Origin of the sequence: Micromonospora rosaria, from assembly GCF_001567585.1 — a bacterium.
Lineage (GTDB): Bacteria > Actinomycetota > Actinomycetes > Mycobacteriales > Micromonosporaceae > Micromonospora > Micromonospora rosaria.
The window spans coordinates 1-25915 of record NZ_LRQV01000037.1 but is presented as its reverse complement, the minus strand read 5'-3'; the positions used below and the strand labels follow the sequence as shown (position 1 = coordinate 25915).

The following is a 25915-nucleotide window of genomic DNA, read 5'->3' as shown; positions in this document are numbered from 1 at the left end:
CGCATCTCCCCCCAAGGCGTTGACACAGCTCACAGGCCTGGTTGGATAAAGCCCGCTCGCCGGCTCGCGGTTTGAGCGGCGGCGAGGCAAGGAGGCACGGTGGGCACACGTCCCGACGCGAATCCCGGTGGGGTGTCCAGCCACCGCCGGCGCAGATTCGACGTCCGGGTCGTGCCCCACCGGCGGCGCTCCGCGTTCCGGCTGCGGGACTGGCGGATGGGCACCAAGCTCACCGCCGTGTTGATCATCCCGTCGTTGGCGTTCCTGGTGCTGGCCGGCGTGCAGAGCGCCAGCCTGGTCGGGCGGACGACCACGTTGAGCGACTTCGCCGGGCAGGTGGCCGTCGGTGTGGAGATCAACGCCGCGGTGCACGCGTTGCAGCAGGAGCGGGACCGCACCGCCGGGGAGCTGGCCGAGCTGCGCGCCTCCGGCCGGCGGCTCAGCGGCGACGCGGCGGCCAGCTCGTTGCGACCGTTGCAGGAGGCGACCGACCGGGCGATGGCGGACCTGCGCCGGGCCGCCGCGCCGCTGGCCGACTCGGACCCTTCCTGGCAGATCGCGTACGCGGAGGTGCTGGAGGCCGCCGAGCAGGTGGTCTTCATCCGGGGTGCGGTGCCGGCGGCGGTGCTGAGCAGCGACACCATCCTGAGCAACTACCACCGGGCGATCAACAGCCTGCTCGACCTGCTCGCCGAGCCGTCCCCCGGTGAGGGGCAGCCGGTGCTCACCGACGCGGTGCTGCGCTACGTGCAGTTGGCCCGGGTCAAGGAGCTGTCCTCCCGGGTCAGCGCCCAGCTGCACGAGGCCGCCCGCGCCGGCGAGTACGGCCTGGAGGACCAGGTCACCCTGACCGACCTGCGGGCGCAGCAGCTCACCGCGCTGGGGGCCTTCCGGGTGGCGGCGACCAGCGGGCAGATCGCCCGCTACGACCGGGCGTCGGTCGACCCGGCCTTCGTCGCGGCCACCACGTTGGAGGAGAAGAGCCTGCCCGGCGACGGCAGCGAGCCGACGGTGCTGCCCGCCGGGGAGTGGTGGTCGGCCAGCGAGCAGCGGCAGGCGCTGCTCGGGCAGGTGTTGTCCGGTGTGCTCGACGACGCGGTGGCCCAGGCCGAGGACGCCAGCGGCAGCCAGTTGCGGGAGACCCTGCTGGTGGCCGGGGCGATCGCGACCGTGCTGGGGGCGGCCGTGTTGACCTCGGTGCTGATCGGTCGCTCGATCGCCCGGTCCATGCGTCAGCTGCGTGGTCAGGCCCTGCGGATCGCGCAGGTGGAGCTGCCCGACACGCTGGACCGGCTGCGGACGGTCAGTGGTGGGGTGCCGGAGATCGAGGTGGCCCCGGCGGTGGTCCGGTCCCTCGACGAGATCGGTGAGCTGGCCGAGGCGTTCGTGGCGGTGCACCGCAGCGCGGTCAGCGTCGCGGTGGAGCAGGCGACCATGCGGCGCAACGTCAACGCGATGTTCGTCAACCTCGCCCGCCGCAGCCAGGTCCTGGTCGAGCGGCAACTGAAGCTCCTGGACGACCTGGAGCGGGAGGAGAGCGACCCGGACCAGCTGGAGAACCTGTTCAAGCTGGACCACCTCGCGGCGCGGATGCGCCGTAACGACGAGAGCCTGCTGGTGCTGGCCGGGACCGATTCGACCCGGCGGTGGAACCGGCCGGTCGGGCTGGGCAACGTGCTGCTGGCCGCCAGCGCGGAGATCGAGCAGTACCAGCGGGTGCGGCACGACTCGGTGGTGGAGTTGCAGCTCGTCGGGCACGCGGTGGGTGACCTGGTGCACCTGGTGGCCGAGTTGCTGGAGAACGCCACCTCGTTCTCCCGTCCGGAGACCACGGTGGTGGTCAGCGCCTGGGCGGAGGAGGACGGGGTGAGCGTGCAGATCACCGACCAGGGCCTGGGGATGAGCGCCGCCGCGCTGGCCGAGGCGAACGCGTTGCTGGCCAGTCCGCCGGCCGCGGACGTGGCCGCCTCCGAGCGGATGGGTCTGTTCGTGGTCAGCCACCTGGCGGTGCGCCACGGTGTGCAGGTGCGGCTGCATCCGGGGGAGTCGGCGGGCCTGGTGGCCCGGATCCGGCTGCCGGGTGGCCTGCTGGCGCCGGCCGGGTCGATCGAGCTGGATCTGCCGGGGGTGGTGGTGGGTGCGCCGCCGGTCTCCCTGGTGGACGCGCCGACCGTCGCCACCAACACGCCGGGCGTGCCGGCCGCCGGTCCGCCGGTGGGGTCGCCGGTGTCCGGGCCGGTCGGCGCGATCGACGAGGCGATCGCCCCCGAGGTGGCGGAGCTGCCGGTGGCGGGGCGTCGGCCCCGGCCGACGACGGTGCCCCGGCCCGCCCGCACGGTGCCGGTGCGCGCCGAGGACGTGCTCGCCCCGGCCGCCGGGCGGCCGGAGAAGAGCGGGTGGTGGTCCCCGCAGGGGCCCACCCCGTCGATGACGCCGTCGGGGGCGCCGCCGGAGCGGCCGGTGACCGGGGGCATCAACGCGCAGGGACTGCCGGTGCGGGTACCGATGGCGCAGCTGGCCTCGGTGACCCGGTCGGCGCGGCCGGAGCAGCCGGCACCGAGGTACGAGCCCGACCCCGAGGCCGTCGGCGGGATGCTGTCGCGCTTCTACAGCGGGGTGCGCCGGGCCGAGAACGAGGAGACCACCGAGATGATGATGCCGCCGGCCGGCGTACGCAGTGAAGGGGGACACCAGTGACGACGACACTGAGCCAGGAGGCGCGCGACCTGAGCTGGCTGGTCAGCGCGTTCGCCGAGCGGGTGCCGGGTGTGGCGCACGCGATCGTGGTCTCCTCCGACGGGTTGCTCGTGGCGATCTCCGACAACCTGCCCCGTGACCACGCCGACAAGCTGGCGGCGGTGACCTCCGGGTTGATGAGCATCACCGCCGGGGCGGCGCAGATGTTCGACGGTGACATCGTCAAGCAGACGGTGGTGGAGATGGGGCGGGGCTACTTCCTGGTCATGCAGATCCGGGACGGGTCGATCCTGGCCACGCTGGCCGCCGGGGACGCCGACATCGGCGTGGTCGGGTACGAGATGGCCCGGCTGGTGAAGCAGGCGGGGGAGATCCTCACCCCGGCGTTGCGCGCCGAGCTGCAGCAGGCGCTGCCGCGCTGAGCCACCGGTGCGGGGGCGGTCCCGACCCGAGGGTCGGGGCCGCCCCCGTGTCGCGTGGCGGTCAGACGCCGTTGTCGCGGATCACCTGTCGGTACCAGTGGGCGCTGCGCTTGAGGATGCGGCGCTGGGTGGGGTAGTCGACGTAGACGATGCCGAAGCGCTGATCGTAGCCGGCTTCCCACTCGAAGTTGTCCAGCAGCGACCAGACGTGGTAGCTCTCCAGCGGCACGCCGGCGGTGATGGCCCGGTGCGCGGCGCTGAGGTGGTCGCGCAGGAAGTCGACCCGGGCGGCGTCGTCGACGGTGCCGTCGGCGGCGAGGACGTCGATGGTGGGCAGCCCGTTCTCGGTGACGGTGAGCGGGATCGGCCCGTAGTCGCGGGTGACCCGGGTGAGGATGTCGTAGAAGCCGTCCGGGTAGATCTGCTGCCAGGCCGCGACCGAGGTGGGCCAGCGGCGCTCGGTGCCGCCGTCGGCGGTGACGTAGATCGGGGTGTAGTACTGCACCGCGAGCAGGTCGACGGGGGCGGAGATGACGGCCAGATCGCCGTCGGCGATCCCCCGGACGAGCCGGCTGTCCGGCCCGAGGTCGGCCAGGACGTCGCTGGGGTAGCTGCCGCGCAGGATCGGGTCGAGGTAGAGGCGGTTCTCGTACCCGTCGTAGAGGCGGGTGGCGGCGGCAGCGGCCGGTGAGTCGTCGGCGGGGTAGCAGGGGTGCAGGTTGATGGCGGGGCCGATGCGTCCCGGCTCGCCGGTGGCGCGGAAGGCCTGCACGGCCAGCCCGTGGGCGAGCTGGAGGTGGTGGGCGACCAGGTAGGCGGCGTCCGGGTCCTGCTTGCCGGGGGCGTGGTGGCCGGTGAGGTAGCCGTTCTGCACCACGGTCTTGGGTTCGTTGACGGTGAGCCAGACCGGGATCCGGTCGCCGAGGGCGCGGAAGACGGTGTCGGCGTAGTCGGCGAAGCGGAGGGCGGTGTCCCGGTTCTCCCAGCCGCCGGCGTCCTGCAGGGCCTGGGGCAGGTCCCAGTGGAACAGGGTGGCCATCGGGGCGATGCCGCGTTCGTTGAGGCCGTCCACCATGCGCCGGTAGAAGTCGAGGCCGCGCTGGTTGGGCTTGCCGGTGCCGTCGGCCTGGACGCGGGGCCAGGAGATGGAGAACCGGTAGCTGTGCAGCCCGAGGTCGCGCATCAGGTCCAGGTCCTCGGGCCACCGGTGGTAGTGGTCGGCGGCCACGTCGCCGGTGTCGCCGTTGAGGGTGCGCCCGGGGGTCCGGCTGAAGGTGTCCCAGACCGACTCGCCCCGGCCGTCCTCCTTCGCCGCCCCCTCGATCTGGTACGCGGAGGTGGCCGCGCCCCAGCCGAAGTTCTCCGGGAAGCGGAGCACGTCGCGCGGCGCGGGGGCCGGGTCGTGCTCGTCGCCGGAGGCGGTGACCGCGCCGGGCCCGGTGGCGCCGGCCGCGAGGGCGGCGGCGGCACCCAGGGGGGTGCCGGTGGCACCGGTGGGCGCGGGGAAGGGCGCGGCGCGGTGGAGCAGGCGCCGCCGGGTGAGTATTGACATCGGGTGTTCTCCTCACAGCTTTTGCCTGCCACCGACGACCGGGAGCGCTCCCATACTAGGGTAGGCGCGGCCGGTCCGCGGCACTGCGTGCGGTGAGCCGCATTCGTGGCGGCATGATCACCGGCAGTCGGCGGCCGGGCGGGGAAAGGTGGGGCGGTCGACGGCGTCTGCCGAGGTCGACGCGCCCGGCGGGGGTGCTGCCGGAGGCGAACGAGGTCGGCGGGGTGCGCCGGTACAGCGAGCGAGGCCGGCCGGGTGGCATACGCCTGTCCCGTCGGCCTCTTTTCCCGTCGGAGACGGAGGGGTTAGTGTGGGGACGGGGGAGGGCAACCCCCGTCCCCAGCATTGGTACAGCACACGCACTGTGATTGTGGGATCCGCGTGCGTGGTGCGCGGGAGCCGGGCCACGCGAGTGGCTCTGGTTCCACCTCCCTCCATGTCGGTGGGTCATCGGCTGGCGGCGGCGTCCGGGCTTGGCCCGCCGTCAGCCATTGGGGCTGGTCCGGGGTCGTCCGAGGACGGCCCGGGCAGAACGTAACCTACATCTCCGTCGATGGAAGCGCTCCCATCGGCGATGCAGCGACTGTAACGCCCGTCACCGCTTTGTGAAAGCCCCTAAACGAGATTGAAACATCCGGTGGATCCGGCCTTGTTGTGGGAGCGCTTCCATGCGAGACTGTCGAACTACTGCGACGCGGAGCCAGTGCGCGCGAGTGTGGGTCGCCGAGGGCAATCCGGTCCCTGACCGGGTACGGCACCCGACGACGGTGGGTCCCCCCAGGGTCCGCCGAGCCCGGCCGACACCGCCGGGTTACCACCCCATTCCGGGCGCCTCCGTCCCCTACGTGTGCCACGCACACGTGGAGGCGCTCTGCCGGGACTCGCGCCCGGCCTGGCCCGAGGAGACACCGCGCACATGAAACTCATGGCAAGACGTCGCCGGCTGGCGATGCTCGCCGCCACCGCGCTGGCCGTCGGCGGGGTGACCCTGCCCGCTGGTCCCGCGCAGGCCGCCCCCGCCTGCGACGTGGTCTACGCGACCAACGACTGGGGCAGCGGCTTCACCGCCAACGTCACCATCAAGAACCTCGGTGACGCGATCAACGGCTGGACCCTGAAGTTCGCCTTCCCCGGCAACCAGCGGGTCACCCAGGGCTGGTCGGCCCGGTTCACCCAGACCGGCAACGAGGTGACCGCGACCAACGAGGCGTGGAACGCCAGCCTCGCCACCGGCGCGTCGACCAGCATCGGGTTCAACGGCACCTACACCGGCAGCAACCCGAAGCCCACCTCGTTCTCGGTCAACGGCGTCACCTGCGGTGGCACCGTGCAGAAGCCGCCGACGGTGACCCTCTCCGTGCCCGCCGGCCCGTTCGTGGCCCCGGCGGACGTGCCGCTGACCGCCACCGCGGCCGACGAGGACGGCACGATCAGCAAGGTCGAGTTCTACCGCAACGGGCTGCTGGTCAACACCGACACCACCGCCCCGTACGCGTACACCCTCGAAGACCTGCCGGCCGGCAACTACACCGTCCAGGCCAAGGCGTACGACAACGCCAACCTCAGCGCGGTCTCCGAGAAGACCTTCACCGTCAGCCCGGCCACCGGGCCGACGCTGGTGGCGACCCCCTCGGCGGTCAGCGTCAACGAGGGTGGCAGCACGACGTTCAACCTCAAGCTCAGCGGCGCCCCGTCGGGCACCGTCCCGGTCACCCTGACCCGCACCGGCGACTCGGACATCACCGTCTCGCCGACGTCGCTGACCCTGACCACGGCCAACTGGAGCACCGGGGCCACGGTCACCGTCGCCGCGGCCGAGGACGCCGACACCGTCGGCGGCACCGCGACGATCACCGCCTCGGCCACCGGGTACGCGCCGCTGGCGATCACCGCGACCGAGATCGACAACGACGTGCCCGGTGGCGGCGACAACGTCTACGTCGAGCGGTTCCTCCAGCAGTACGGCAAGATCAAGAACTCCGGGTACTTCAGCCCCGAGGGCGTGCCGTACCACTCGATCGAGACGCTGATCGTCGAGGCGCCCGACCACGGCCACCAGACCACCTCGGAGGCGTTCAGCTTCTGGCTCTGGCTGGAGGCCAACTACGGCCGGGTGACCCAGAACTGGGCGCCGTTCAACAACGCCTGGACGGTGATGGAGAAGTACATCATCCCGTCCAACGCCGACCAGCCCACCGCCGGCTCGCCCGGCACCCCGCAGTACGCCGCCGAGCACGACCTGCCCAGCCAGTACCCGTCGGCCCTGGAGCCGAACGTGCCGGTCGGCCAGGACCCGCTGCGCAACGAGCTGCAGGCCGCCTACGGCACCGGCAGCATCTACGGCATGCACTGGCTGCTGGACGTGGACAACGTCTACGGCTACGGCCGCTGCGGCGACGGCACCACCCGCCCGGCGTACATCAACACCTTCCAGCGGGGCACCCAGGAGTCGGTGTGGGAGACCGTGCCGCAGCCCTCCTGCGACACCTTCAAGCACGGCGGCCAGTACGGCTACCTGGACCTGTTCATCAAGGAGTCCAGCGCCCCGGCCAAGCAGTGGAAGTACACCAACGCCCCGGACGCCGACGCCCGCGCGGTGCAGGCCGCCTACTGGGCGCTGGTCTGGGCCAAGGAGCAGAACAAGCAGGCCGACGTCGCCGCGACGGTCGCCAAGGCCGCCAAGATGGGTGACTACCTGCGGTACGCGCTGTTCGACAAGTACTTCAAGAAGGTCGGCAACTGCGTCGGGGCCAGCACCTGCCCGGCCGCCTCCGGCCGCGACTCGGCGCACTACCTGCTCTCCTGGTACTACTCCTGGGGCGGGGCGTACGAGGCCAACCAGAACTGGTCGTGGCGGATCGGCTCCAGCCACAGCCACTTCGGCTACCAGAACCCGTTCGCGGCCTGGGCCCTGACCAACACCCCGGAGCTGGCGCCGAAGTCGCCGACCGCGGCGGCGGACTGGACCAAGAGCCTGGAGCGCCAGCTCGAGCTGTACACCTGGCTGCAGTCCGCCGACGGCGGCATCGCCGGTGGCGCCACCAACAGCTGGGGCGGCCACTACGGCCAGCCGCCGGCCGGCACCGCCACCTTCCACGGCATGTACTACGCCGTGGACCCGGTCTACAACGACCCGCCGTCGAACCAGTGGTTCGGCATGCAGGCGTGGTCGATGCACCGGATCGCCGAGCTGTACCAGCAGACCGGCAACGAGCGCGCCAAGGCGCTGCTGGACAAGTGGGTGCCGTGGGCCATCGCCAACACCACCCTGGGCGCCAACTGGTCGATCCCGGCGGACCTGAAGTGGACCGGCCAGCCCACCACCTGGGCCGGCTACCCGCACACCAACCCCAACCTGCGGGTCGAGGTCCTCTCGACCGGCCAGGACGTCGGCATCGCCGCCGCCTACGCCCGGACCCTGATCGCGTACGCGGCCAAGTCGGGCAACACCGCGGCGAAGAACACCGCCAAGGGGCTGCTGGACGCGCTGCACGCGGCCAGTGACGCACAGGGTGTCTCCACCCCGGAGACGCGCGGCGACTACCGCCGCTTCGACGACACCTACAACGCCTCGACCGGCCAGGGTCTGTACATCCCCCAGGGCTGGACCGGGCGGATGCCCAACGGCGACGTGATCGCCCCGGGCAAGAGCTTCGTCGACATCCGTTCCTTCTACAAGAACGACCCGGCCTGGCCGAAGGTGCAGGCGTACCTCGACGGTGGGCCGGAGCCGGTCTTCACCTACCACCGGTTCTGGGCGCAGGCGGACGTGGCGATGGCCTACGCCGACTACGGCAAGGCGTTCCCGAACGGGTGATGCAGTTTCTCCGGGTGGACGGCGGCGTCCGTCCACCCGGAGGTGCCGACCGGATCCGGGGATGGACGACTCCCGGTCGGCAGCGGGCCTGATTCCCACGATCAGGCCGTGGTGGGCCGGTCGTCCGGCCAACGCAGCGGCACGGCCGGCCCACCACACCCACACCGTCCGGTGTTCGGCGGTGAAACGCGAGGACATCCCATGGATCCGGATGAAAAAAGGCGGGCCCGTGGGATAACGCTCCGGCTCAAAACGGAGTAACGTACGTCACCGGAGAGGCCGCTCCCCCCGTGGCGGCCTCTCCCTCAACTCACCGGGCCCCGCAGCATTCGCTGCGGGGCCCGGCTGCGTCTACGGCCCGTCCGGCCGCGCCTGCGGTTCCTGCGGCTGCGTCTCCGGTTCCTGGGGCTGCGGTCTGCCGGGCGTGGCCTCGGCCCCTACCTCTGCTCTGCCTGCGGCGAGGGCTGAGGTCCCTGCGGCGGGGGCGGCGACCCGGCCGGGTGCCGCAGCCCCGGATGCCCGGCCGGCAGCGACCGCTGGATCACCACCCAGCTCACCGCCAACGCCGTGGCCACCAGCGGCCAGGTCAACGCGACCCGGGCGACGACCAGCGCGACCACCTGCCCGCCCAGCCACAGCGGGACGAAGACCGCCAGGCGCAGCACGTAGGTCGCCGCCCACACCCAACTGCCCCGGGCGTACGCGCGCACCAGCGCCGGATCGCGCCGCCACCGCCCACGCTGGCCGAGCACCGCCCCGACGATCACCCCGAGCAGGGGCCAGCGCACCACGATGCTGACCGCCCAGGCGAGCGCACTGGCGGCGTTGGACAGCAACTGGAGCAGGAAGAAGTCGGTGGCCCGGCCGGTGCGCAGCGCGATCAGCGCGGCCACGCAGACGGCGAGCAGCCCGATCAGCACCGACCGGGGCCGGTCGCCCCGGCGCAGCCGCCACCCGGCCAGCAGCACGCCGGTCGCCACGGCGGCGCCCACCCCGCCCCAGAGCGAGTGGCCGCCGGCGAGCCACCCGACGGCGAACGCCACCGGCGGCAGCGTCGCGTCGACCGCGCCCCGCCGCCCGCCGAGCAGGTCCGCCAGCGACTCCGGCCGCTCGTGCTCCTGCGCCGGTTCCTGTCCCGGCTCCTGGTCCCGACCCTGCGCCTGCTCCTGCGCCGGTTCCTGGTCCCGACCCTGCTCCCGACCTGTGGTGCCGGTCACGTCACCCCCCTCGCCGTCCACTCCACCTAAGCACCCGACACCACCGGCGGGCCACCGGACCTCCGGTGGTGTCGGGCCGCTACGGTGTGCGGGTGCGAGCGACGGCAAGGGGTTGGACCGCGGTCTGGTTGGTGGTGCTGGCCCTCGCGCAGGTGGCCGCCTTCCTCGCCGTGTGGAAGCTCGCCGTGCACACCTTCCTCGGCCAGTGGCTCGACACGGTGGCGTTGACCGGCAACAAGATCGGCCAGAGCCGCATCGAGGGGCCGATGGACCACGTTCTCAACGCGATGTCGGTGGTCTCCCTGCTGGCGGCCACCGCCGTGATCGGGTTCATCGCGCTGATCCGGGGGCGGGTGGCGCTGGCCATCACGGCGACCCTGCTCATCGCCGGCGCCAACGTCACCACCCAACTGCTCAAGTACGGGCTGGCCCGGCCCGACTTCGGCGTCGACCCGCAACGGGCGTTCGTCGGCAACAGCCTGCCCAGCGGGCACACCACCGTGGCCGCCTCGGTGGCGATGGCGCTGATGCTGGTCCTGCCGCCGAAGGTCCGGGTCCTCGGGGCGTACCTCGCCGCCGGCTACGCGGCCATCGCCGGGGTGGCCACCCTCTCCGCCGGGTGGCACCGCCCCAGCGACGCGGTCGCGGCGTACCTGGTGGTCGGGGTCTGGACGGCGCTGGCCGGTCTGCTGCTGCTGATCACCCAGCGGGAGCAGGCCGAGGTCGCCCCCGAGGACGCGCACCGCAAGGCCGCCGCGGTGCTCGGCGTGGCCGGCGTCCTGGCGCTGTGCGTCTCCGCCCTGGCCCTGGCCTGGCTGGTCGACCTGCCCCGGGTCGCCCCGGAGGCGCTCACCCGGCGTCCGCTGTTGGCCGGGTACGCCGGCAGCGCCGCCGGGATCGTCGGCGCCATGGCCGTGGTGGCGGCGCTGGTGCTCGCCGTCGTGCACCGGCTGGTCCCCCGGTACAAGGGCTGACCGCCCGTCCCCGGTGGTGCTCGGGGCGGCTCAGCGGTAGTACGTCCCCACGGTGGTGCCGCTGGCGATCTCCCGCCCGGCGACCGCCCGGTGCACGTCGTCGGCCTGCGGCGCGCCGGACAGGTCCAGCGGGGCACCGAGGGCGAACAGCCGGAAGAAGTACCGGTGCGCCTCGTCGCCCTGCGGCGGGTTCGGGCCGCCCCACCCGGTCCCGCCGAACCCGTTGGGCCACTCCCGGCCACCCGGCGGGACGGTGCCCTCGGCGACCCCGTCGGAGGCCGGCGCGATCCCGGTGACCAGCCAGTGCAGGAACGGGTGGCGTCCGGCGTCCGGATCCTCGACGAGCAGCACCAGTTCGGCGGTGCCGTCGGGCACCCCGGACCACTCCAACGGCGGCGAGACGTTCCCGCCCTCCTGGGCGAACCGCCCCGGCAACAGGTCGTGGTCGGTGAACGCGGTGCTGCGCAGCATGATGCCGGCCATGTGTCGCCCCCTCCTCTGCCCGTCCGGCGGCGGGTACCCGTGCCGGGCCCGGCGAAACCGCCCGCCCGCCGGTCGCGGGCGGCGCGCCGGGGGGTGGTGCGCCGGGCCGCCGTGGCCGCGCGCATGATCGGTGGCAGCCCGGCCGACGCGGGACGGGCACGGGGGAGGGGACGGCCGTGGAGACGGTACGGATGGCGTTGCGGGTCGAGTGCGAGCGGCTGGCCACCGAGTTGCGTGGCCTCGACGGGCCGGACCTGGGGCGGGCGACCGACTGCCCGCCGTGGACCGTGCGGGACCTCGTCGCGCACGTGCACACCGGGGTCGGCCGGCTGGTCGACATGCTGGCCGCCCCGCCACCCGAGCGGGCGCGGGTGGACGCGACCGGGTACTACGGGGCCGACAAGTTCGCCCCCGAGGTGGACGCCGAGCGGATCGACAGCGCCCAGCGGGCCGCGCGACAGCCGGCCACCGGGCCGGAACTGGCCGGGCAGATCCTGGACGCCTGGCGGGCCACCGACGCGGCGGTCGCCCGGCACCCGGCCGACCGGCTGGTCCGGACCCGCCACGGCGATCCGATGCGGCTGGACGACTTCCTCGCCACCCGGGTCACCGAGGTCGGGGTGCACGGCCTGGACCTGGCACACGCCCTGGACCGGACGCCGTGGCTGACGCAGGAGGCGGCGGTGGTCGTCGCCGGGCTGCTGACCGAGGGCCGGGACCTGCCCGCCGGGCTGGACTGGGACCGGCTCACCCTGATCCGCAAGCTCACCGGCCGGGCCCCGCTGACCGACGCGGAACGGTCCACCCTGGCCGGCGCGGGTCTGCGACCGCCGTCCTTCGCGGCGGACTGACCGGCCCGGCGTCACGGTCGGTGTGCGGCGCCACCGTCGGCGCCGCGCCGCTCAGAAGGGTGGGGTGGCCTGTTCCGGGGGCCGGCCCCAGGCCCGCCGGGCGTCCGCCACCGCCACCACGAGGAGCACGGCGACGACCAGGGCACTGGCGATCAGCGGTGTGGTGTGGATCAGCACCGGCGCCGTGGCCAGCAGGGTGAGCGCGGCGATCCACCGGGACCGGGACACCCGCCCGAACACCTCGTACTCGAAGCGGGCCCGGCCGAGCAGGAACAGCACCGGGCCACCGACGATCAACACCACCCAGGCGTTCTCCGGGTGCTCCAGCGGATGCTCGATGGTCAGCTCGTAACCGATCGCGGTGGCCACCACGCCGGCCACCATCACCAGATGGGTGTCGGCGGCCGAGCGGCCGATGGTCGCCGGGTGGGCGGCCTTCGCCACCGCCTCGGCCAGGATCTGCCCGGCGCGCTGGAAGTAGATCCGCCACAGCAGTACCGAGGCCGCCAGCGCGGCGACGAAGGCGGCGGTCCGGGGCGGGCCGAAATCTCCCGCGCTGTACGCGAGGCCGGCCACCAGGACGGTCTCGCCGAGCGCGATCAGGAAGAACTGCTGGTACCGCTCGGCCAGGTGTTCCCCGACGACCTGCCACCGGTTCACGCTGGAGCGGCCCAGCCCGGGTACCGGCCAGCCGAGCCGTGACCAGACGTACTCGATGGACAGGGCGAAGGCCCAGAGGAACACCCGCCACGGCAGGGGTGTCAGCGCCCCGCCGATCCAGGGCACGGCGCTGACGCAGTAGACGATCAGCATCCGCAGCTTCAGGCCCCGGTACTGCTGCACGTTCACGGTCAGCAGCAGGATCAGCGGCCGGGACACCTGCGCGACCACGTACGCGACCGCGAACGCCAACCCGGTGGTGCTGTAGGCGTGCGGGACCGCCACCCCCATCACCATGCTCGACAGCAGCGCGACGACCACCAGGGTCTGCACCCAGATGTGGTACGGGTCGTACCGGCTGGTGGTCCAGGCGGTGCCCTGCCAGACCGACCAGAGCGCGAGCAGGAGCAGGACGGTCTTGCCGCCCCCGGTGACCGGGGCCCAGCCGACGGTGCCGCCGGGCTCCAGCGCGAGGTCGGCGAAGGCACGGGCGGAGACCCGGGTGAGCGCGAAGACGAAGACCAGGTCGAAGAAGAGTTCCAGGAACGTGGCCCGGGTCGGCAGCCCGGACAGCCCAGTGTGGCCGCCCGGTCCGGCCGTCACGTCCGCCGCTCCTGGCGCGGCTCGGAGTCCACCTGGCAGTCTTAACACTTTTTCCGGACCGAAGGTTCATTTCCGGCGTACCGCCCGCCCCGGCCGGGTGGTCGGAACGTCGGTGCGGCCGGCGACGTCCTCGTCTTGCCGGGGCGGCGCGGCGCGGGCAGGATCGAGCGGTGACGACGCGATGGGGCATGACGGTGCCGCTGGACCGCATCCCGCTGGCCGAGCACGCCGACGTCTACGCGAGCCTGGCCGGGGCCGGCTTCACCGACCTGTGGTCCTCCGAGGTCAACGGGGCCGACGCGTTCACCCCGCTGGCCCTGGCCGCCGCCTGGCAGCCCGGACTGCGCCTCGGTACAGCGGTCGCGCCGGTGTTCACCCGGGGCCCGGCGCTGCTGGCGATGAGCGCGGCGGCGCTGGCCGAGGCCGCCCCGGGCCGGTTCGCCCTCGGGCTCGGCGCCTCCTCACCGGTGGTCGTGCAGGGCTGGAACGCCACCCCGTACGTGGAGCCGTTCCGGCGGACCCGGGACGTGCTGCGGTTCCTGCGGGCGGCGTTGGCCGGGGAGACCGTCGACGAGGCGTACCCGACGTTCACCGTCGGTCGGTTCACCCTGGACCGTCCTCCGGCGGTGCCGCCGCCGCTGCTGCTGGCCGCGCTGCGCCCCGGGATGCTGCGGTTGGCCGGGGCGGAGGCCGACGGGGTGATCCTCAACTGGCTGGCCGCCGGGGACGTGCCGCAGGCGCTGGCGCAGGTGCAGCCGAGCCGGCCCGGGTTCGAGGTGGTCGCCCGGATCTTCGTCTGCCCCACCGAGGACGTCGCGCACGCCCGCGCGCTGGGTCGGCGGCTGATCGCCGGGTACCTCACCATCGGCGCGTACGCCGAGTTCCACCGCTGGCTGGGGCGGGCCGAGCAGCTCGGGCCGATGTGGCGGGCCTGGGCGGCCGGGGACCGGCGGGGCGCCGCCGCGGCGGTCCCGGACGAGCTGGTCGACGAGCTGGTGCTGCACGGCTCGCCGCAGCGCTGCCGGGAGCAGGTCGCCCGGTACGTGGCGGCCGGGGTGCGGGTGCCGGTGCTGGCGGTGCTGCCCACCCCGGAGCTGGTCGCCGGGGGCGCGGCGGCCCTCGCCGACCTGGTCACCCGGCTCGGCCCGCCGGACGGCGCGGGCTCAGCGCCGGCGGGGCAGCCGGCGTGAACCTCACCGAACGGGTCGTGGTGGTCACCGGGGGCGCGGGTGGCATCGGCGCGGCCCTGGCCCGCCGCTGCGTCGCCGAGGGGGCGACGGCGGTCGTGGTGGCCGACCTCGACGCCGACGCCGCGCGGGCGGTCGCGGCCGGGATCGGCCGGCCCGCGTCCGCGCAGGCGCTCGACGCCGCCGACGAGGAACAGGTGCGGGCCCTGGTCGCCGAGGTCGAGCAGCGGTACGGGCGGATCGACCTGTTCTGCGCCAACGCGGGCGTGGCCACGGGCGCGGGGCTGGACGCCGACGCCGCCGACTGGGAGCGTTCCTGGCGGGTCAACGTGCTGTCCCACGTGTACGCCGCGCGGGCGGTGCTGCCGGGGATGGTGCGCCGGGGCGGCGGGTACCTGCTGCACACCTGCTCGGCGGCGGGCCTGCTGACCGCGGTCGGCGACGCGCCGTACACCGCGACCAAACACGCGGCGGTGGGGTTCGCCGAGTGGCTTTCCATCACCTACCGGGACCAGGGGGTGCGGGTCAGCGCGCTCTGCCCGCAGGGGGTGGAGACGCCGATGCTCACCGACGGGCTGGCCGCCGGGCACCTCGGCGCCCGGGTGATCGCCGCGTCCGGTGCGGTGCTCGACCCGGACGTGGTGGCCGACGCGGTGATCGCCGGGCTGGCCGAGGAGCGGTTCCTGATCCTGCCGCACCCCGAGGTGGCGGCGTACGCCCGGCGGCGGGCCGAGGACCCGGACGGCTGGCAGAGCGGGCTGCGCAAGCTGGTCCGGCGGCTGCGCGGCTGAGTCACGCCCGTCACCGACGACCAGAGGTACGTGCCGGGCTTCCTGCAGGCGGGGGCGAGGCCCGGCGAGGCGCCGCGGACTGGCCGGACCTGACCGCGTCCGCGAGGGTCCGGTGGCGGTCGTTGGGGTTCAGCGGTGGGTTCGCCTCCAGGCGGGGACGTGATCGATCGACTCGCGGGGTGAGACCGATCGCCGGGTCGGCGGTGCTCAGGAGGGTCGGGGCGCGGCGCTTCTCGGCCCACGTCCGGACTTTAAGGTGTGGGCGTCGTCGGCACCGCCTGGTCCCGGCTGGGTGCGTCGGCCGAAAGAAACAAGGGCCCTGGAAAAGGCACTCACGTCCTATTCGACCGGCATATGCCGGCGGGCCGGAATCGCCCCCGGCGGGGTGTGTGGTTGTTACCAGCTTATCGACAGCTTGTTACATTGACCGATAACTTTCAGTATTGCTGGAGTCGCGATGCGCTGATAACCTGATGGCGCCACCAAGCCAATAGGTGATCGTCAATCACCCCTCCATTCTTTCGCGCCATCTTCCGGTGCCGTCGTGGACCGAGGGTAGAGGCTCATTGTGCGTACGATGCTGCTCTTCGACGGTCTCGGCGGAGCCACCGGAAATCTCCTTCCGGCGTTACGCGGGCTCCGCGCGGGACCGGAGAACGCCGCATTCTTCGACACCGTGTTCCGGGCCCTCGACGAGGTGGCCGACCACCTCGATCCGGCGGAACGGGACCGCTTCGGCCCGGCGGGGCTGGCCCTGCGGCGGTGGCTGGACCCCGGCTCCCCGACCCCGGCGGGGCTGCCGCCCAACTCGGTCGCCGAGGGGATCTGCCTCCACGTCCACCAGGCGTGTCTGCTGCAACCCACCCGACCGGCCGACCCCGGCACCGTGGCGGCGCTGGGGCACAGCGTCGGGCTGCTCGCCGCCCTGCTCGCCGGCTTCCGCCTGCGTCGGCCGGACGAGTTCCTCGCCACGGCGGCGGCCTGCCTGCGCCTGGTGGCGGTGACCCTGATCCGGGGCCAGCAGGCCGCCGACGGGCCGCCCCCCACCGCCGAGGCGCTGGCCGGGTACCAGAGCCAGCGGGGTGCCCCACCCGGGCCGATGGCCGCCCTGACCGGGCTGACGGACCCGGAGTTGCGTGCACTCCTGACGGGACACCAGGGGGCGGGCGGGCCCCTGGTGGTGGGCCTGGCCAACGCGGCGCGGGCCCACGTGCTCAGCGGGCCGACGGCGGCGCTACTCGACTTCCACCGCGCCCACGCCGACGGGTTCGCGCGGACCGGGGTGACCTGGGTCTTCCTGCACAACACCATCCCCTTCCACAGCCCCGCGCTCGCCCCGGCGGCGCGGCGGGTCACCCGGGACCGGGCCCTCATCGGTGAGCTGCCGGGCGGGGACCGGCTGCGCCTGCCGGTCTACGCCACCGACGCCCCCCGCGACCTGCGGGAGGCACCGGACCTGGTGACGGAGTTCCTCGACCAGGTCCTGGTCCGTCCGATCGGCTGGGAGGCCGTCATCCGGTACGCCGTCACCGACTCGGCGGCCGACCGGATCCTGGACCACGGCCCCGGCGCGGCGGCGCGCCGGTACGCCAAGGAATGCCTGCGGGACCATTCCCGGCGCATCCGATTCGAGTCGGTACCACAATTTTCGGCAGCAGGGGTACGAGGAGGCCAGCGTGCGATGTCTGCTCTTTCCGGGCCAGGGCGTACAACGCAGGGGAATGGGAGCGGGCCTGTTCGGGCGGTTCCCGGAAACCACCGCCCTGGCGGATGAGATCCTCGGCTACTCCATCGAGGAACTGTGTACCCGGGACCCGGACCGGAAGCTGCGGGACACCCGGTACGCCCAACCGGCCGTCTTCGTGGTCAACGCGCTGCTGGGCCGGCAGCGGATCGAGGAGCAGCCCGAGGAGTACCCCTTCTTCGCCGGGCACAGCCTGGGGGAGTACAACGCCCTGGTCGCCGCCGGGGTGCTCGACTTCGGTACCGCCCTGCGGGTGGTGCGGCGGCGCGGGGAGCTGATGGCCAGCATCACCGGCGGGGGCATGTCCGCCGTGCAGGGGGTGCCGGCGGCCTTCGTCCAGCGGGCCCTGCGGGAGACCGGCCTGGCCCGGGTCCACCTCGCCAACGTCAACGCCGACACCCAGACCACCATCGCCGGGGACCGGGTCGAGGTCGCCGTGGCGGCGAAGGCGATCAACGCCCTGCCCGGGGCCCGAGTGGTCCCGATCAACGTCAGCGGCCCCTTCCACACCCCCCTGATGGCCCCGGTCGTGCCGGAGCTGCGGGCGGTGCTGGACACCTGCGCCTTCGCCGCCGGGGCCGGCACCGTCGTGTCCAGCGTGACCGGGGAGGCCCTCGAACCCGCCGAGGGGCCGGAGCTGCTGGCCCGGCAGGTCTGCGCCCCGGTGCAGTGGGTGCGGGCCGTCGCCACCCTGCGGGCCGCCGGGGTCACCGACTTCGACGAGGTCAACGGCAGCACCCTGAGCGCCCTCGTGGCCAGGATCCAGTGAAGGGATGGACGCAGCAATGAGCGTCGCGATCGTCGGTACCTCCGTGGAGCTGCCGGGGGTGGACGGGCTCGACGACCTCTGGCGGGTCGTCAGCACCGGCACCAGCCTCACCCGGCCCTTCCCCCAGCGCCGCCGGGAGGCCCTCAGCGAGTACGTGCACTACCTGCGGGCCACCACCGTCGAGCCAATCGAGGACACCGGACTGGACTTCCACCACGGGTGCTACCTCGACACGGTGGACAGCTTCGACTACGCGGTCTTCGGGATGACCCCCCGCCAGGCCGTCCTCACCGACCCCCACCACCGGATGGTCCTGCGCGCGATGTTCCTCGCCCTGGAGGACGCCGGGTACTCCGCCGACCGGCTGCGGGGCAGCCGGACCGGGGTCTTCGTCGGCTTCGCCACCAACCCCGGGTCGACCTACATGGACTACCTGTCCCGGGTGGAGCCCTCGGCCAGCCAGCAGGCGATCACCGGCAACATCCCGGCGATGCTGGCCAACCGGCTCTCCCACCTGCTCGACCTGCGGGGCCCCAGCCTGGTGGTGGACACCGCCTGCTCCGCCACCCTCGTCGCCGTCCACCAGGCCCGCAACGCCCTGCTGGCCGGGGACTGCGACATGGCGGTCGTCGGCGGGGCCCGGATCGTCTTCGCCCCCGTCAAGCACCCCCACACGGCGATCGGCATCGAGTCCTCCGACGGGGTGACCCGGACCTTCGACGAGGCCGCCGACGGTACCGGCTTCGGAGAGGGCTCCGGGGCGGTGGTGCTGAAACGGACCGAGCAGGCCCTGGCCGACGGGGACCAGATCTACGCGGTGATCCGGGGCAGCGCCGTCAACCACGACGGCCACACCGACGGGATCACCAGCCCCAGCTCCGAGTCCCAGGCGGAGCTGCTGCTCGCGGCCTGGCGCAACGCCGGGATCGACCCCCGTACCCTCGGCTACTTCGAGGCCCACGGCACCGCCACCCGGGTCGGGGACCCCATCGAGCACGAGGGCATGAAGCAGGCCTTCGCCCGGCACACCTCGGACCGCAGCTTCTGCGCCGTCGGCACCGTGAAGGCCAACGTGGGGCACCTCTTCGAGGGCTCCGGGGTGATCGGGCTGCTCAAGGCCGTGACGGTGCTGCGGCACCGGATGCTGCCACCCCAGGCCAACTACGTCACCCCCAACCCGAAGCTCGACTTCGCCTCCGGCCCCCTCTTCGTCCCGACCGCCCTGCGCCCCTGGGACTCCCCGCAGGGGCCGCGCCGCGCCGGGGTCAGCGCCTTCGGCCTCGGCGGCACCAACGCCCACCTGGTGGTGGAGGAGTACCAGGCGACCCCGCCCCCGCCCTCGGCACCCGGGGAGCACCTGTTCACCCTGAGCGCGGCCACCCCCCGCTCCCTGACCGGGCTGCTCCGCAGCTACCTGCGTTTCCTCGACGAGGACGGGCTGGCGGGGGTCGACATCGCCGACGTCTGCCACACCACTCGGGTCTCCCGCTCCGCCCACCGGTACCGGATCGCCCTGGCCGTCACCGGTACCGAGGACCTGCGCCGGGGGATCGAGGGGCTGCTCGCCGACGGCCGGCAACCCCCCGTCGAGGGCCCCCTCGCCGCCGAGGCGGCCCGCTACCTGCGCGGGGAGCCGGTGGACTGGCGGGCCCTGGCCGCCGGCCGGGACCACCGGATCGTCCGGCTGCCCCGGTACGTCTTCGACGAGAGCACCGCCTGGCTGGACTTCCCGCAGACCTGGCGGCAGACCATGTCCCTGGAGCGGGCCGCCGAGCGGCACCCGGTGACCCACGACGTGGAGCTGCGGCCCGCCCCGGCCCCCCTGGTCGACCCGACGACGCAGGCCCGGGTCCTCGCCCTGGTCGACCCGGCCACCGGGGCGGAGGCCCTGCTGGCCCCCGCCCTGCCGCCGGGGAGCCTGCTGGTGCGCCTCGGCGAGCCGGTCACCCCAGGCGGGGAGGTGTTCGACACCGACGGGGTCGCCGCCCTCGACCCCCTGGCCCAGCTCGTGGAGGAGCAGGGCGTCACCCACCTGGTGTACGCCCTGGCCTTCGAGGACACCCCCGCCCCCGACGTCGAGGAGCTGGAACGCCGCACGGCGAAGAACCTGCACGGCCTCTTCCACCTGGCCAAGGCGTTGATGGCGGCCGGGGCGAAGCTCGACCTGGTGGTGCTGACCCGGACCGCGGTCGCCGCCCGGGAGGGGGAGCCGGGGGTGGTCACCGAGAACGCCGCCCTGGTCGGCCTCGGCAAGGTCCTCGTCCGGGAGTACCCCTACCTGCGGGTGAAGCACCTCGACGTGGACCCGGCCGTACCCGTCCCGGCGCTGCGGGCCGACCTGCTCGCCGCCGAGTACGGCCTGACCGTCCTGCGGGGCGACCAGCGGCTGCGGGAGGTCTTCGTCGAGGTACCCGAGATCGAGCCGACGGTCGTAGCGGAGGGCCCCCGCCCCTACCTCCGGTCCGGCGGCACCTACCTGATCACCGGCGGGACCGGGGCCCTCGGCCTCGCCGTGGCCCGGGACTTCGCCACCGCCCGACCCGACATCACCCTGGTGCTGCTCAGCCGCTCCGGGCTGCCCCCGGCCGAGGAGTGGGCGGAGCTGCTGGCCGCCGCCCCGGAGGGCCCCCTGGCGGGCCGGCTCCGGGCGGTACGGGAGTTGACGGAGGCGGGGGTCACCGTCCGGGCCCTGGCGGTGGACGCCGGGGACCCCAAGGCCTTCGGCGAGGCGGTCACCCGGATCCGCCAGGAGCACGGCCGGATCGACGGGGTGGTGCACGCCGCCGGGCTGCCCGGGGGCAGCACCCTCATGTTCCGGCAACTCGACGACTTCGACGCGGTGGTCCGGGCCAAGCTGCACGCCGCCTTCGTCCTGGAGGCCGCGACCCGGGAGGACCCACCGGACTTCGTCGCCCACTTCTCCTCGGTCGCCTCGGTCTTCCCCGCCCCCGGGCAGGCCGACTACGCCGCCGCCAACTACTACCTGGACAACCTGGCCCGGGCCCGGGCCGGCGGGGACTGCCACGTGATCGCCCTGGACTGGGTGGCCTGGAAGGAGATCGGCATGGCCGTCGACTTCGGCACCAACGGCGACACCATGTTCAAGGCCCTCCCGACCGCCGTGGGGCTGGCCGTCCTCGACGCCGGCCTGCGGTCCGGCCGGTCCCGGCTCTTCGGTGGGGAGCTGAACTACGGGGGGGACCTGCTGCACCTGCTCCGCTCCTACGACGTGGGGCTCTCACCCGAGATCGAGGCCACCGTGGCGGAGCACCTGGAGGCCCACCAGGCCCGGCTGGCCCGGGCCACCGAGAAGATCCGGTCCACCGTGGCGGCGGTGGTGGTGCGGCTCGAGGGCCGGGGTGAGGGGGAGTACACCGACACCGAAGCCTCGGTCGCCCGGTGCCTGGCCCTGGCCTTCGGCTACGACCGGCTCGACGTGGAGGCCGACTTCTTCGACCTGGGGGGCGACTCCCTGATGGCGGCGACCGTGGCCAACAACATCGCCGTCTGCCACGGGGTGCCCTACGACGTGGCGGACCTGCTCGCCGACCGGACCGTCGCCGAGATCGCCTACCACGTCGAGGAACTGGCCGAGTACGACGTCAGCAGTGGCTGAGACGGGATCGGGGACCTCGTGACCGACATGACCAGCGGGCCCGCCCTGCGGCAGATCCTCGGCTTCGCCGTGCCGCTGACCGTGGCCAGCCTCTTCCAGCAGGTGTACCTGCTCGTCGACGGTATCGTCGTCGGCCGGTACGTCGGGGTGGCGGGGCTGGCCGCGGTCGGGGCCGCCGGACCCCTGTTCTACCTGCTGAACGCGATGTTCATCGGGCTGGGTACCGCCTTCACCATCCGCTTGGCCCACCTGCGTGGGGCCGGGGCCGACGGGCAGCGCCGGGACGTGGTGGTGGCCCTGGCCGCCGTCACGGTCTGCTGGACGGTGGGCTGCATGCTGCTGGTCACCGTGCTGGCCGAACCGGTGCTGGCCCTGATGGGGATCACCGGGGCCCTGGCCGAGCAGTGCGCCCACTTCATCGGGGTGCTCTCCCTCGGCTTCCCCGGCATCTTCGGGTCCGCCGCCGTCAGCGCCTACCTGCGGGGGCTGGGCAACTCCCGGGCGGCGATGTGGGTGCAGGCCGCCGGGAACCTGCTCAACATCGGGCTGGCTCTGCTCCTCGTCGGGGGGCTGGGGTTCGGCATCGCCGGGGCCGCCGCGGCCACCGCCCTGGCCAGTACGGTGGCGATGGTGGTGGGGGTCCTCGCCTCGGGCCGGATCTACCCCCTGCCGCGCGGACGTCCCGACCCCCGGGCCGTCCAGGGGGAGCTGGTGGACGCCACCCGGCTCGGCTTCCCCCTGGCCACCCAGCACATCATCCTCGCCGCCGGGATCATGGTGCTGGTCTGGATCATCGAGGGGTACGGCGAGGCGGTGATGGCGGCCTTCACCATCGTCAGCCGGGTCGAGGCCCTCACCGCCATCCCCTTCCTCTCCCTCTCCGGGGCGATGGTCACCTTCGCCGCCCAGAACCTGGGGGCCGGGCAGACCGCCCGGGCCCGGGCGGCCCTGCTGCACACCCTCGGCCTGACGGTGGGGCTGACGGCGCTGGCCTCGGTGGTGGTGCTGCTGGCCCACCGGCCCATCGCCGCCCTCTTCACCTCAGACGAGACCACCCGCCGGATCACCGCGCAGTACCTGATGATCATCTTTCCGTTCCTGGCCCTCTACACCGTGATGGTGGTGCTGCACGGGTACCTCAACGGGGCCCGCCGGACCACGGCCCCCCTGCTCTGCACCGTCCTAGCCTTCGGCATGGTGCAGCTTCCCTTCGCGTACCTGCTCAGCGGGGTCTTCGGGGTCCGGGCGGTGATGTGGGCGGTGGTCGCGAGCTGGACCACCGGCCTGGCGTACTCCCTGTTCTGCCTGCGGCACGTGCTGCGGCCACCCCGGGCCCCGGCCCGCGCCCCCCGCACCCCCGCCCTGGAGGTACCCAGCTCACCATGATCACTGTTTCTGCGACCGAGGTGGAGTTCCACGGCGGCCGGACCCGGACCGCCCCCCTGACCTGGGGGCAGGAGGTCATCTGGGACCTGCTGCGGGACTGGCCGGACGCCCGGAGCTTCGCCGTGCTCACCCGGTGGATGCCGATCCCCCTGCTGCTCAGCGTCGGGGAGGTGCTGGAGGTCCTCGGGGAGTTGCTGCGCCGCCACGAGTCCCTGCGGACCCGGTACCACCCCACCAGCAGCGGCGACGCCACCCAGCAGGTGCTGGGCTCCGGGGTCCTCCCGGTCGAGCTGGTCGACCGCCCCGCCCAGGACCCGACGGACTGGACCAGCATCGTCACCGACTGCCTGGTCGGGGCCGTCGAGGCGGGCTTCGACCACGAGCGGGACCTGCCGATCCGGGTGACGGTGATCCTCGAGGAGGGCATCCCGATCCTGCTCACCCTCGCCGTCTCCCACCTCTCCGCCGACTTCATCGGCGCCGACCTGATCGTCGCCGATTTCACCGCCATGCTCCAGGCTAGGGTGGCGGGCCACCCCCTGCCCCCGGCCCGTCCCGGCCTGCAACCGGCGGAGCTGGCCGCCTGGGAGCACCGACCCGAGGGGCAGCTCCAGGACGTCGAGGCGGCCCGGTACCTCCGGCGGCAGCTCGACCGCACCCACCCCGGGATGCTTCCCGCCCGGGCCGCCCCGGCCACCCCCCGGTTCCACCGGGGGGTGCTGGAGTCCGAGGCGGTGGCGATGGCGGTGGGGCCGGCGGCCCGCCGCTACCGCGCCACCCCCTCCACCCTGCTGCTGGCCGTCACCTCGGCGCTGATGCGGGGCATCTGCCCGGGACCGGCCTACCCCGTCGACATCCTCCAGAGCAACCGGATGACCCCGGAGCTGGCGGGCATGGTGTGCAGTCTCAGCCAGGGCATCCTGACCGTGGTCGACCTGACCGCCGACACCGTCGCCGACCTGGTCCGGCACTGCACGGCCGTCCTGGCCGAGGCCCGGGGCCACGGCCGGCACCGGCAGCGCAGCACCCTGGAGCTGCTCAGCACGGCCGGGGCCCGGCGGGGCTGCCAGTTCAACGACATCTGGTCCCACCTGCCCGGCCGGCCCCGGCCCCCCGCGACCCTTCGGGAGCTGGAGGGGGTCACCGCCACCAGCACCTTCTCCTGGGTGGAGCAGGTCCCCGAGAAGAACAAGGACCTCTTCATGGGGATCCGGGGCACCGCCGACCGGGTCCACCTCTCCCTCTTCGCCGACACCGCCCTGCTGCCCCCCGGGGACATCCGGGCCTTCCTCGACACCTTCGAGCGGACCGTGGTGACCCTCGCCTACCAGGACCTCCCCCTGGACCAGGTCACCCACTGGTTCGCCGAGACCGCCACCCGGTTCGCCGAGGACCGGTAGCCCGCCGGGAAGGACGAGAAGCGCCCGTCACCCGACCCGGGAACCGGTGGGGTGGTCGGGACCCCGAGGGCCGCAGGGCGGCGGGGGTGAGACAGGCCAGGGCTCCGGTACCCGCCTGCGCCCACCCCGTCCGCGGAGCCCGACGACCGGGCCGCGATGGCTACCTGGGCCAGCGCAGCGGGCCGGGGTGCACCGACCAGAGCAGCCGACGCCACCGGGGCCGGGCGGCCCGCAGGGAGGCCGCGTACTCCCGGGCCGTGCGCACCGCCCGGTCTGCCTGCTCCGGGGTGGCCGTGCCGGGGGCGAACCCCACCTGGTTCAGCAACCCGGCCAGCTCCACCACCCCCGCCCCGGCCGTGGACGTCTGTCCCGCCGGGTCCGGCCGGACACCGTCCCGGGCCTCGGCCAGGACCCGGGCGGCGTGTTCCGCGACCTCGGTGGCGGCCAGGTCCCCGCCGACCGGGTGACCGGCCAGGCGTAGGGCGTCGGTCACCTCCCGCCAGGCGCCGGCGATCCGCTGCCCGGGGTCACCCCCCGCCAGCCGGGTCCGGCTGGTCGACCGGCGGAGCCCGGCCAGGACCAGCAGCACGCCCACCGCCACCAGCAGCAGCCCTCCGGTGAGCCCGGCGACCACCACCCCAGCCGGTAGCCCCCGAGGGTCGGCACCCCGGTCGGGGCCGGCGGCCGGCGGCGGGGTGGGGGAGGGCTCCAGGGTCGGCTCCGGGACGTCCGGGGGCGGGGTCTGCTCCGGGCGGGGCCGGAAGTCCTCCTCCACCGGGCGCGGTTCCTCGTCCGGCCGGGGCATCGGGTCGAACGGCACCCAGCCCAGCCCGTCGAAGAGCACCTCCGGCCAGGCCATCGCGTCGGCCGCCCGGACCGGGCCGTCCTGGCGGGGCCGGAAGCCCACGACCACGCGGGTGGGCAGCCCGCAGAGCCGGCCCAGCACGGCGAACGCCGCCGCGAACTGCTCGGAGGTGCCCTGCTGCCCGCCGCCGTTGCGCGGCCCGACGAGGAAGAACTCCAGGTTCGGGTACGCGTGCCCGCTGGGGGCGTCCGCCACCACCCGGTAGTGCTCGGCGAGGAACTGCTCGATCGCGCTGGCCCGCGCGTACGGGGCGCTGTTCTCCTCGGCGAGTTGGGTGGCGAGGCGGCCCAGCGGGTCGGGTACCCCGTCGGCGACCCGCAGCACCCGGGCCACCGCGTCGCCGGCCGGTACGTCGGCGGTGGCGAGCAGGTTCACGTCCGGATTTTCCCGGGCCGAGGTCACCGTGTACCGCAGCCCCGGGGTCAGCCCCTCGGGCCGGATCAGCGTGCCGGTCTGCGGGTCGTACGCCACCCGCGCGCCGGTGACCTCGCGGGGGGTGGGGACGGCGGGCAGCAGCCGCCCGCTGAGGTCGGCGACGGTGATCTCCTGCCGGATCTCGTCGACGGTGCTGTGCGGCGCGGGTTCGGTGGCGGGCAGGATCCGTCCGGCGTTGCGGTAGGTCGCCCCGACCCGCCAGGTGACCCCGTCGTAGTCGCTGAGCACGGCGAGCCGGATGCGAGGTGGTGTGCTGCCGCCGGCGGGGCCGCCGGGGCGGGTGGTGTCGACCTCCAGCAGTCGTTGGTCGGGGTTGAGCGCCCAGCCGGAGATCCGGATCAGCGGGTTCTCGTCGAGCGAGTCGACCTGGGGTGGTTCCACGTACCGGCGGGGGTCGACCGGCCGGCGGTCGACCAGGGCGGCGACCGCCGGGCCGACCACGGCGG

17 protein-coding genes are annotated in these 25915 nt (G+C 73.8%); 12 read left to right on the top strand and 5 right to left on the bottom strand.

Going from position 1 to position 25915, the window contains the following annotated elements:
* Positions 1 to 99: 99 nt before the first annotated feature.
* Together AWW66_RS12715 and AWW66_RS12710 are read left to right on the top strand one after the other, a co-directional pair.
* Complete coding sequence (locus tag AWW66_RS12715; RefSeq protein WP_067364699.1) at positions 100 to 2697, top strand: sensor histidine kinase; 2598 nt, start codon at positions 100 to 102, stop codon at positions 2695 to 2697.
* Positions 2694 to 3119, top strand: a complete 426-nt coding sequence (locus AWW66_RS12710; RefSeq protein ID WP_067364697.1) for a roadblock/LC7 domain-containing protein — start codon at positions 2694 to 2696, stop codon at positions 3117 to 3119. The genes AWW66_RS12715 and AWW66_RS12710 overlap by 4 nt, the downstream gene beginning before the upstream one ends.
* Positions 3120 to 3180: 61 nt before the next feature.
* On the opposite strand, the gene AWW66_RS12705 is transcribed toward AWW66_RS12710, so the two are convergent.
* On the bottom strand, positions 3181 to 4671 hold the full coding sequence (locus tag AWW66_RS12705; RefSeq protein WP_067364694.1) for a GH1 family beta-glucosidase: 1491 nt from the start codon (positions 4669 to 4671) through the stop codon (positions 3181 to 3183).
* A gap of 925 nt (positions 4672 to 5596) precedes the next feature.
* Between AWW66_RS12705 and AWW66_RS12700 the strand changes: the two genes are divergently transcribed.
* Complete coding sequence (locus AWW66_RS12700) at positions 5597 to 8488, top strand: glycoside hydrolase family 48 protein (RefSeq protein ID WP_067364763.1); 2892 nt, start codon at positions 5597 to 5599, stop codon at positions 8486 to 8488.
* A 437-nt stretch (positions 8489 to 8925) separates the two neighbouring features.
* Here the strand turns inward: AWW66_RS12700 and AWW66_RS12695 are convergent, their stop codons facing one another.
* Positions 8926 to 9576: a DUF3159 domain-containing protein gene (locus tag AWW66_RS12695; protein ID WP_211271928.1), complete on the bottom strand. Its 651-nt coding sequence runs from the start codon at positions 9574 to 9576 to the stop codon at positions 8926 to 8928.
* Positions 9577 to 9791: 215 nt separating this feature from the next.
* Between AWW66_RS12695 and AWW66_RS12690 the strand changes: the two genes are divergently transcribed.
* Complete coding sequence (locus AWW66_RS12690; protein ID WP_067364759.1) at positions 9792 to 10679, top strand: phosphatase PAP2 family protein; 888 nt, start codon at positions 9792 to 9794, stop codon at positions 10677 to 10679.
* A 30-nt stretch (positions 10680 to 10709) separates the two neighbouring features.
* On the opposite strand, the gene AWW66_RS12685 is transcribed toward AWW66_RS12690, so the two are convergent.
* The gene (locus AWW66_RS12685; RefSeq protein ID WP_067364692.1) at positions 10710 to 11162 is read right to left on the bottom strand and encodes a YbhB/YbcL family Raf kinase inhibitor-like protein; all 453 of its coding nucleotides are present in this window, start codon (positions 11160 to 11162) and stop codon (positions 10710 to 10712) included.
* Positions 11163 to 11353: 191 nt separating this feature from the next.
* Here AWW66_RS12685 and AWW66_RS12680 point away from each other — a divergent pair, with 191 nt between their 5' ends.
* The gene (locus AWW66_RS12680; protein WP_067364757.1) at positions 11354 to 12013 is read left to right on the top strand and encodes a maleylpyruvate isomerase N-terminal domain-containing protein; all 660 of its coding nucleotides are present in this window, start codon (positions 11354 to 11356) and stop codon (positions 12011 to 12013) included.
* A 51-nt stretch (positions 12014 to 12064) separates the two neighbouring features.
* Here AWW66_RS12680 and AWW66_RS12675 read toward each other — a convergent pair whose 3' ends face one another.
* Positions 12065 to 13276: a low temperature requirement protein A gene (locus AWW66_RS12675; RefSeq protein WP_067364690.1), complete on the bottom strand. Its 1212-nt coding sequence runs from the start codon at positions 13274 to 13276 to the stop codon at positions 12065 to 12067.
* A gap of 188 nt (positions 13277 to 13464) precedes the next feature.
* On the opposite strand from AWW66_RS12675, the gene AWW66_RS12670 reads away from it, so the two are divergent.
* The 7 genes from AWW66_RS12670 to AWW66_RS12640 all read left to right on the top strand — a co-directional run bounded on the left by AWW66_RS12670 (position 13465) and on the right by AWW66_RS12640 (position 24169).
* Complete coding sequence (locus tag AWW66_RS12670) at positions 13465 to 14466, top strand: LLM class F420-dependent oxidoreductase (RefSeq protein ID WP_067364688.1); 1002 nt, start codon at positions 13465 to 13467, stop codon at positions 14464 to 14466.
* Positions 14463 to 15254: an SDR family oxidoreductase gene (locus AWW66_RS12665; protein WP_067364687.1), complete on the top strand. Its 792-nt coding sequence runs from the start codon at positions 14463 to 14465 to the stop codon at positions 15252 to 15254. The genes AWW66_RS12670 and AWW66_RS12665 overlap by 4 nt, the downstream gene beginning before the upstream one ends.
* Positions 15255 to 15831: 577 nt before the next feature.
* Positions 15832 to 17028: an ACP S-malonyltransferase gene (locus AWW66_RS12660; protein WP_067364684.1), complete on the top strand. Its 1197-nt coding sequence runs from the start codon at positions 15832 to 15834 to the stop codon at positions 17026 to 17028.
* A complete protein-coding gene (locus AWW66_RS12655) occupies positions 16976 to 17767 on the top strand; it encodes an ACP S-malonyltransferase (protein WP_083978445.1) in 792 nt (263 codons plus the stop codon). The genes AWW66_RS12660 and AWW66_RS12655 overlap by 53 nt, the downstream gene beginning before the upstream one ends.
* Positions 17768 to 17783: 16 nt before the next feature.
* Positions 17784 to 21383: a type I polyketide synthase gene (locus AWW66_RS12650; RefSeq protein ID WP_067364678.1), complete on the top strand. Its 3600-nt coding sequence runs from the start codon at positions 17784 to 17786 to the stop codon at positions 21381 to 21383.
* A 27-nt stretch (positions 21384 to 21410) separates the two neighbouring features.
* Entirely contained in the window at positions 21411 to 22769 is a 1359-nt protein-coding gene (locus AWW66_RS12645) for an MATE family efflux transporter (RefSeq protein ID WP_157527428.1), read from the top strand.
* Complete coding sequence (locus tag AWW66_RS12640) at positions 22766 to 24169, top strand: condensation domain-containing protein (RefSeq protein WP_157527426.1); 1404 nt, start codon at positions 22766 to 22768, stop codon at positions 24167 to 24169. The genes AWW66_RS12645 and AWW66_RS12640 overlap by 4 nt, the downstream gene beginning before the upstream one ends.
* Before the next feature lie 160 nt (positions 24170 to 24329).
* Here the strand turns inward: AWW66_RS12640 and AWW66_RS12635 are convergent.
* A partial coding sequence (locus tag AWW66_RS12635; protein WP_067364672.1) for a transglutaminaseTgpA domain-containing protein occupies positions 24330 to 25915 on the bottom strand: 1586 nt, incomplete at its 5' end.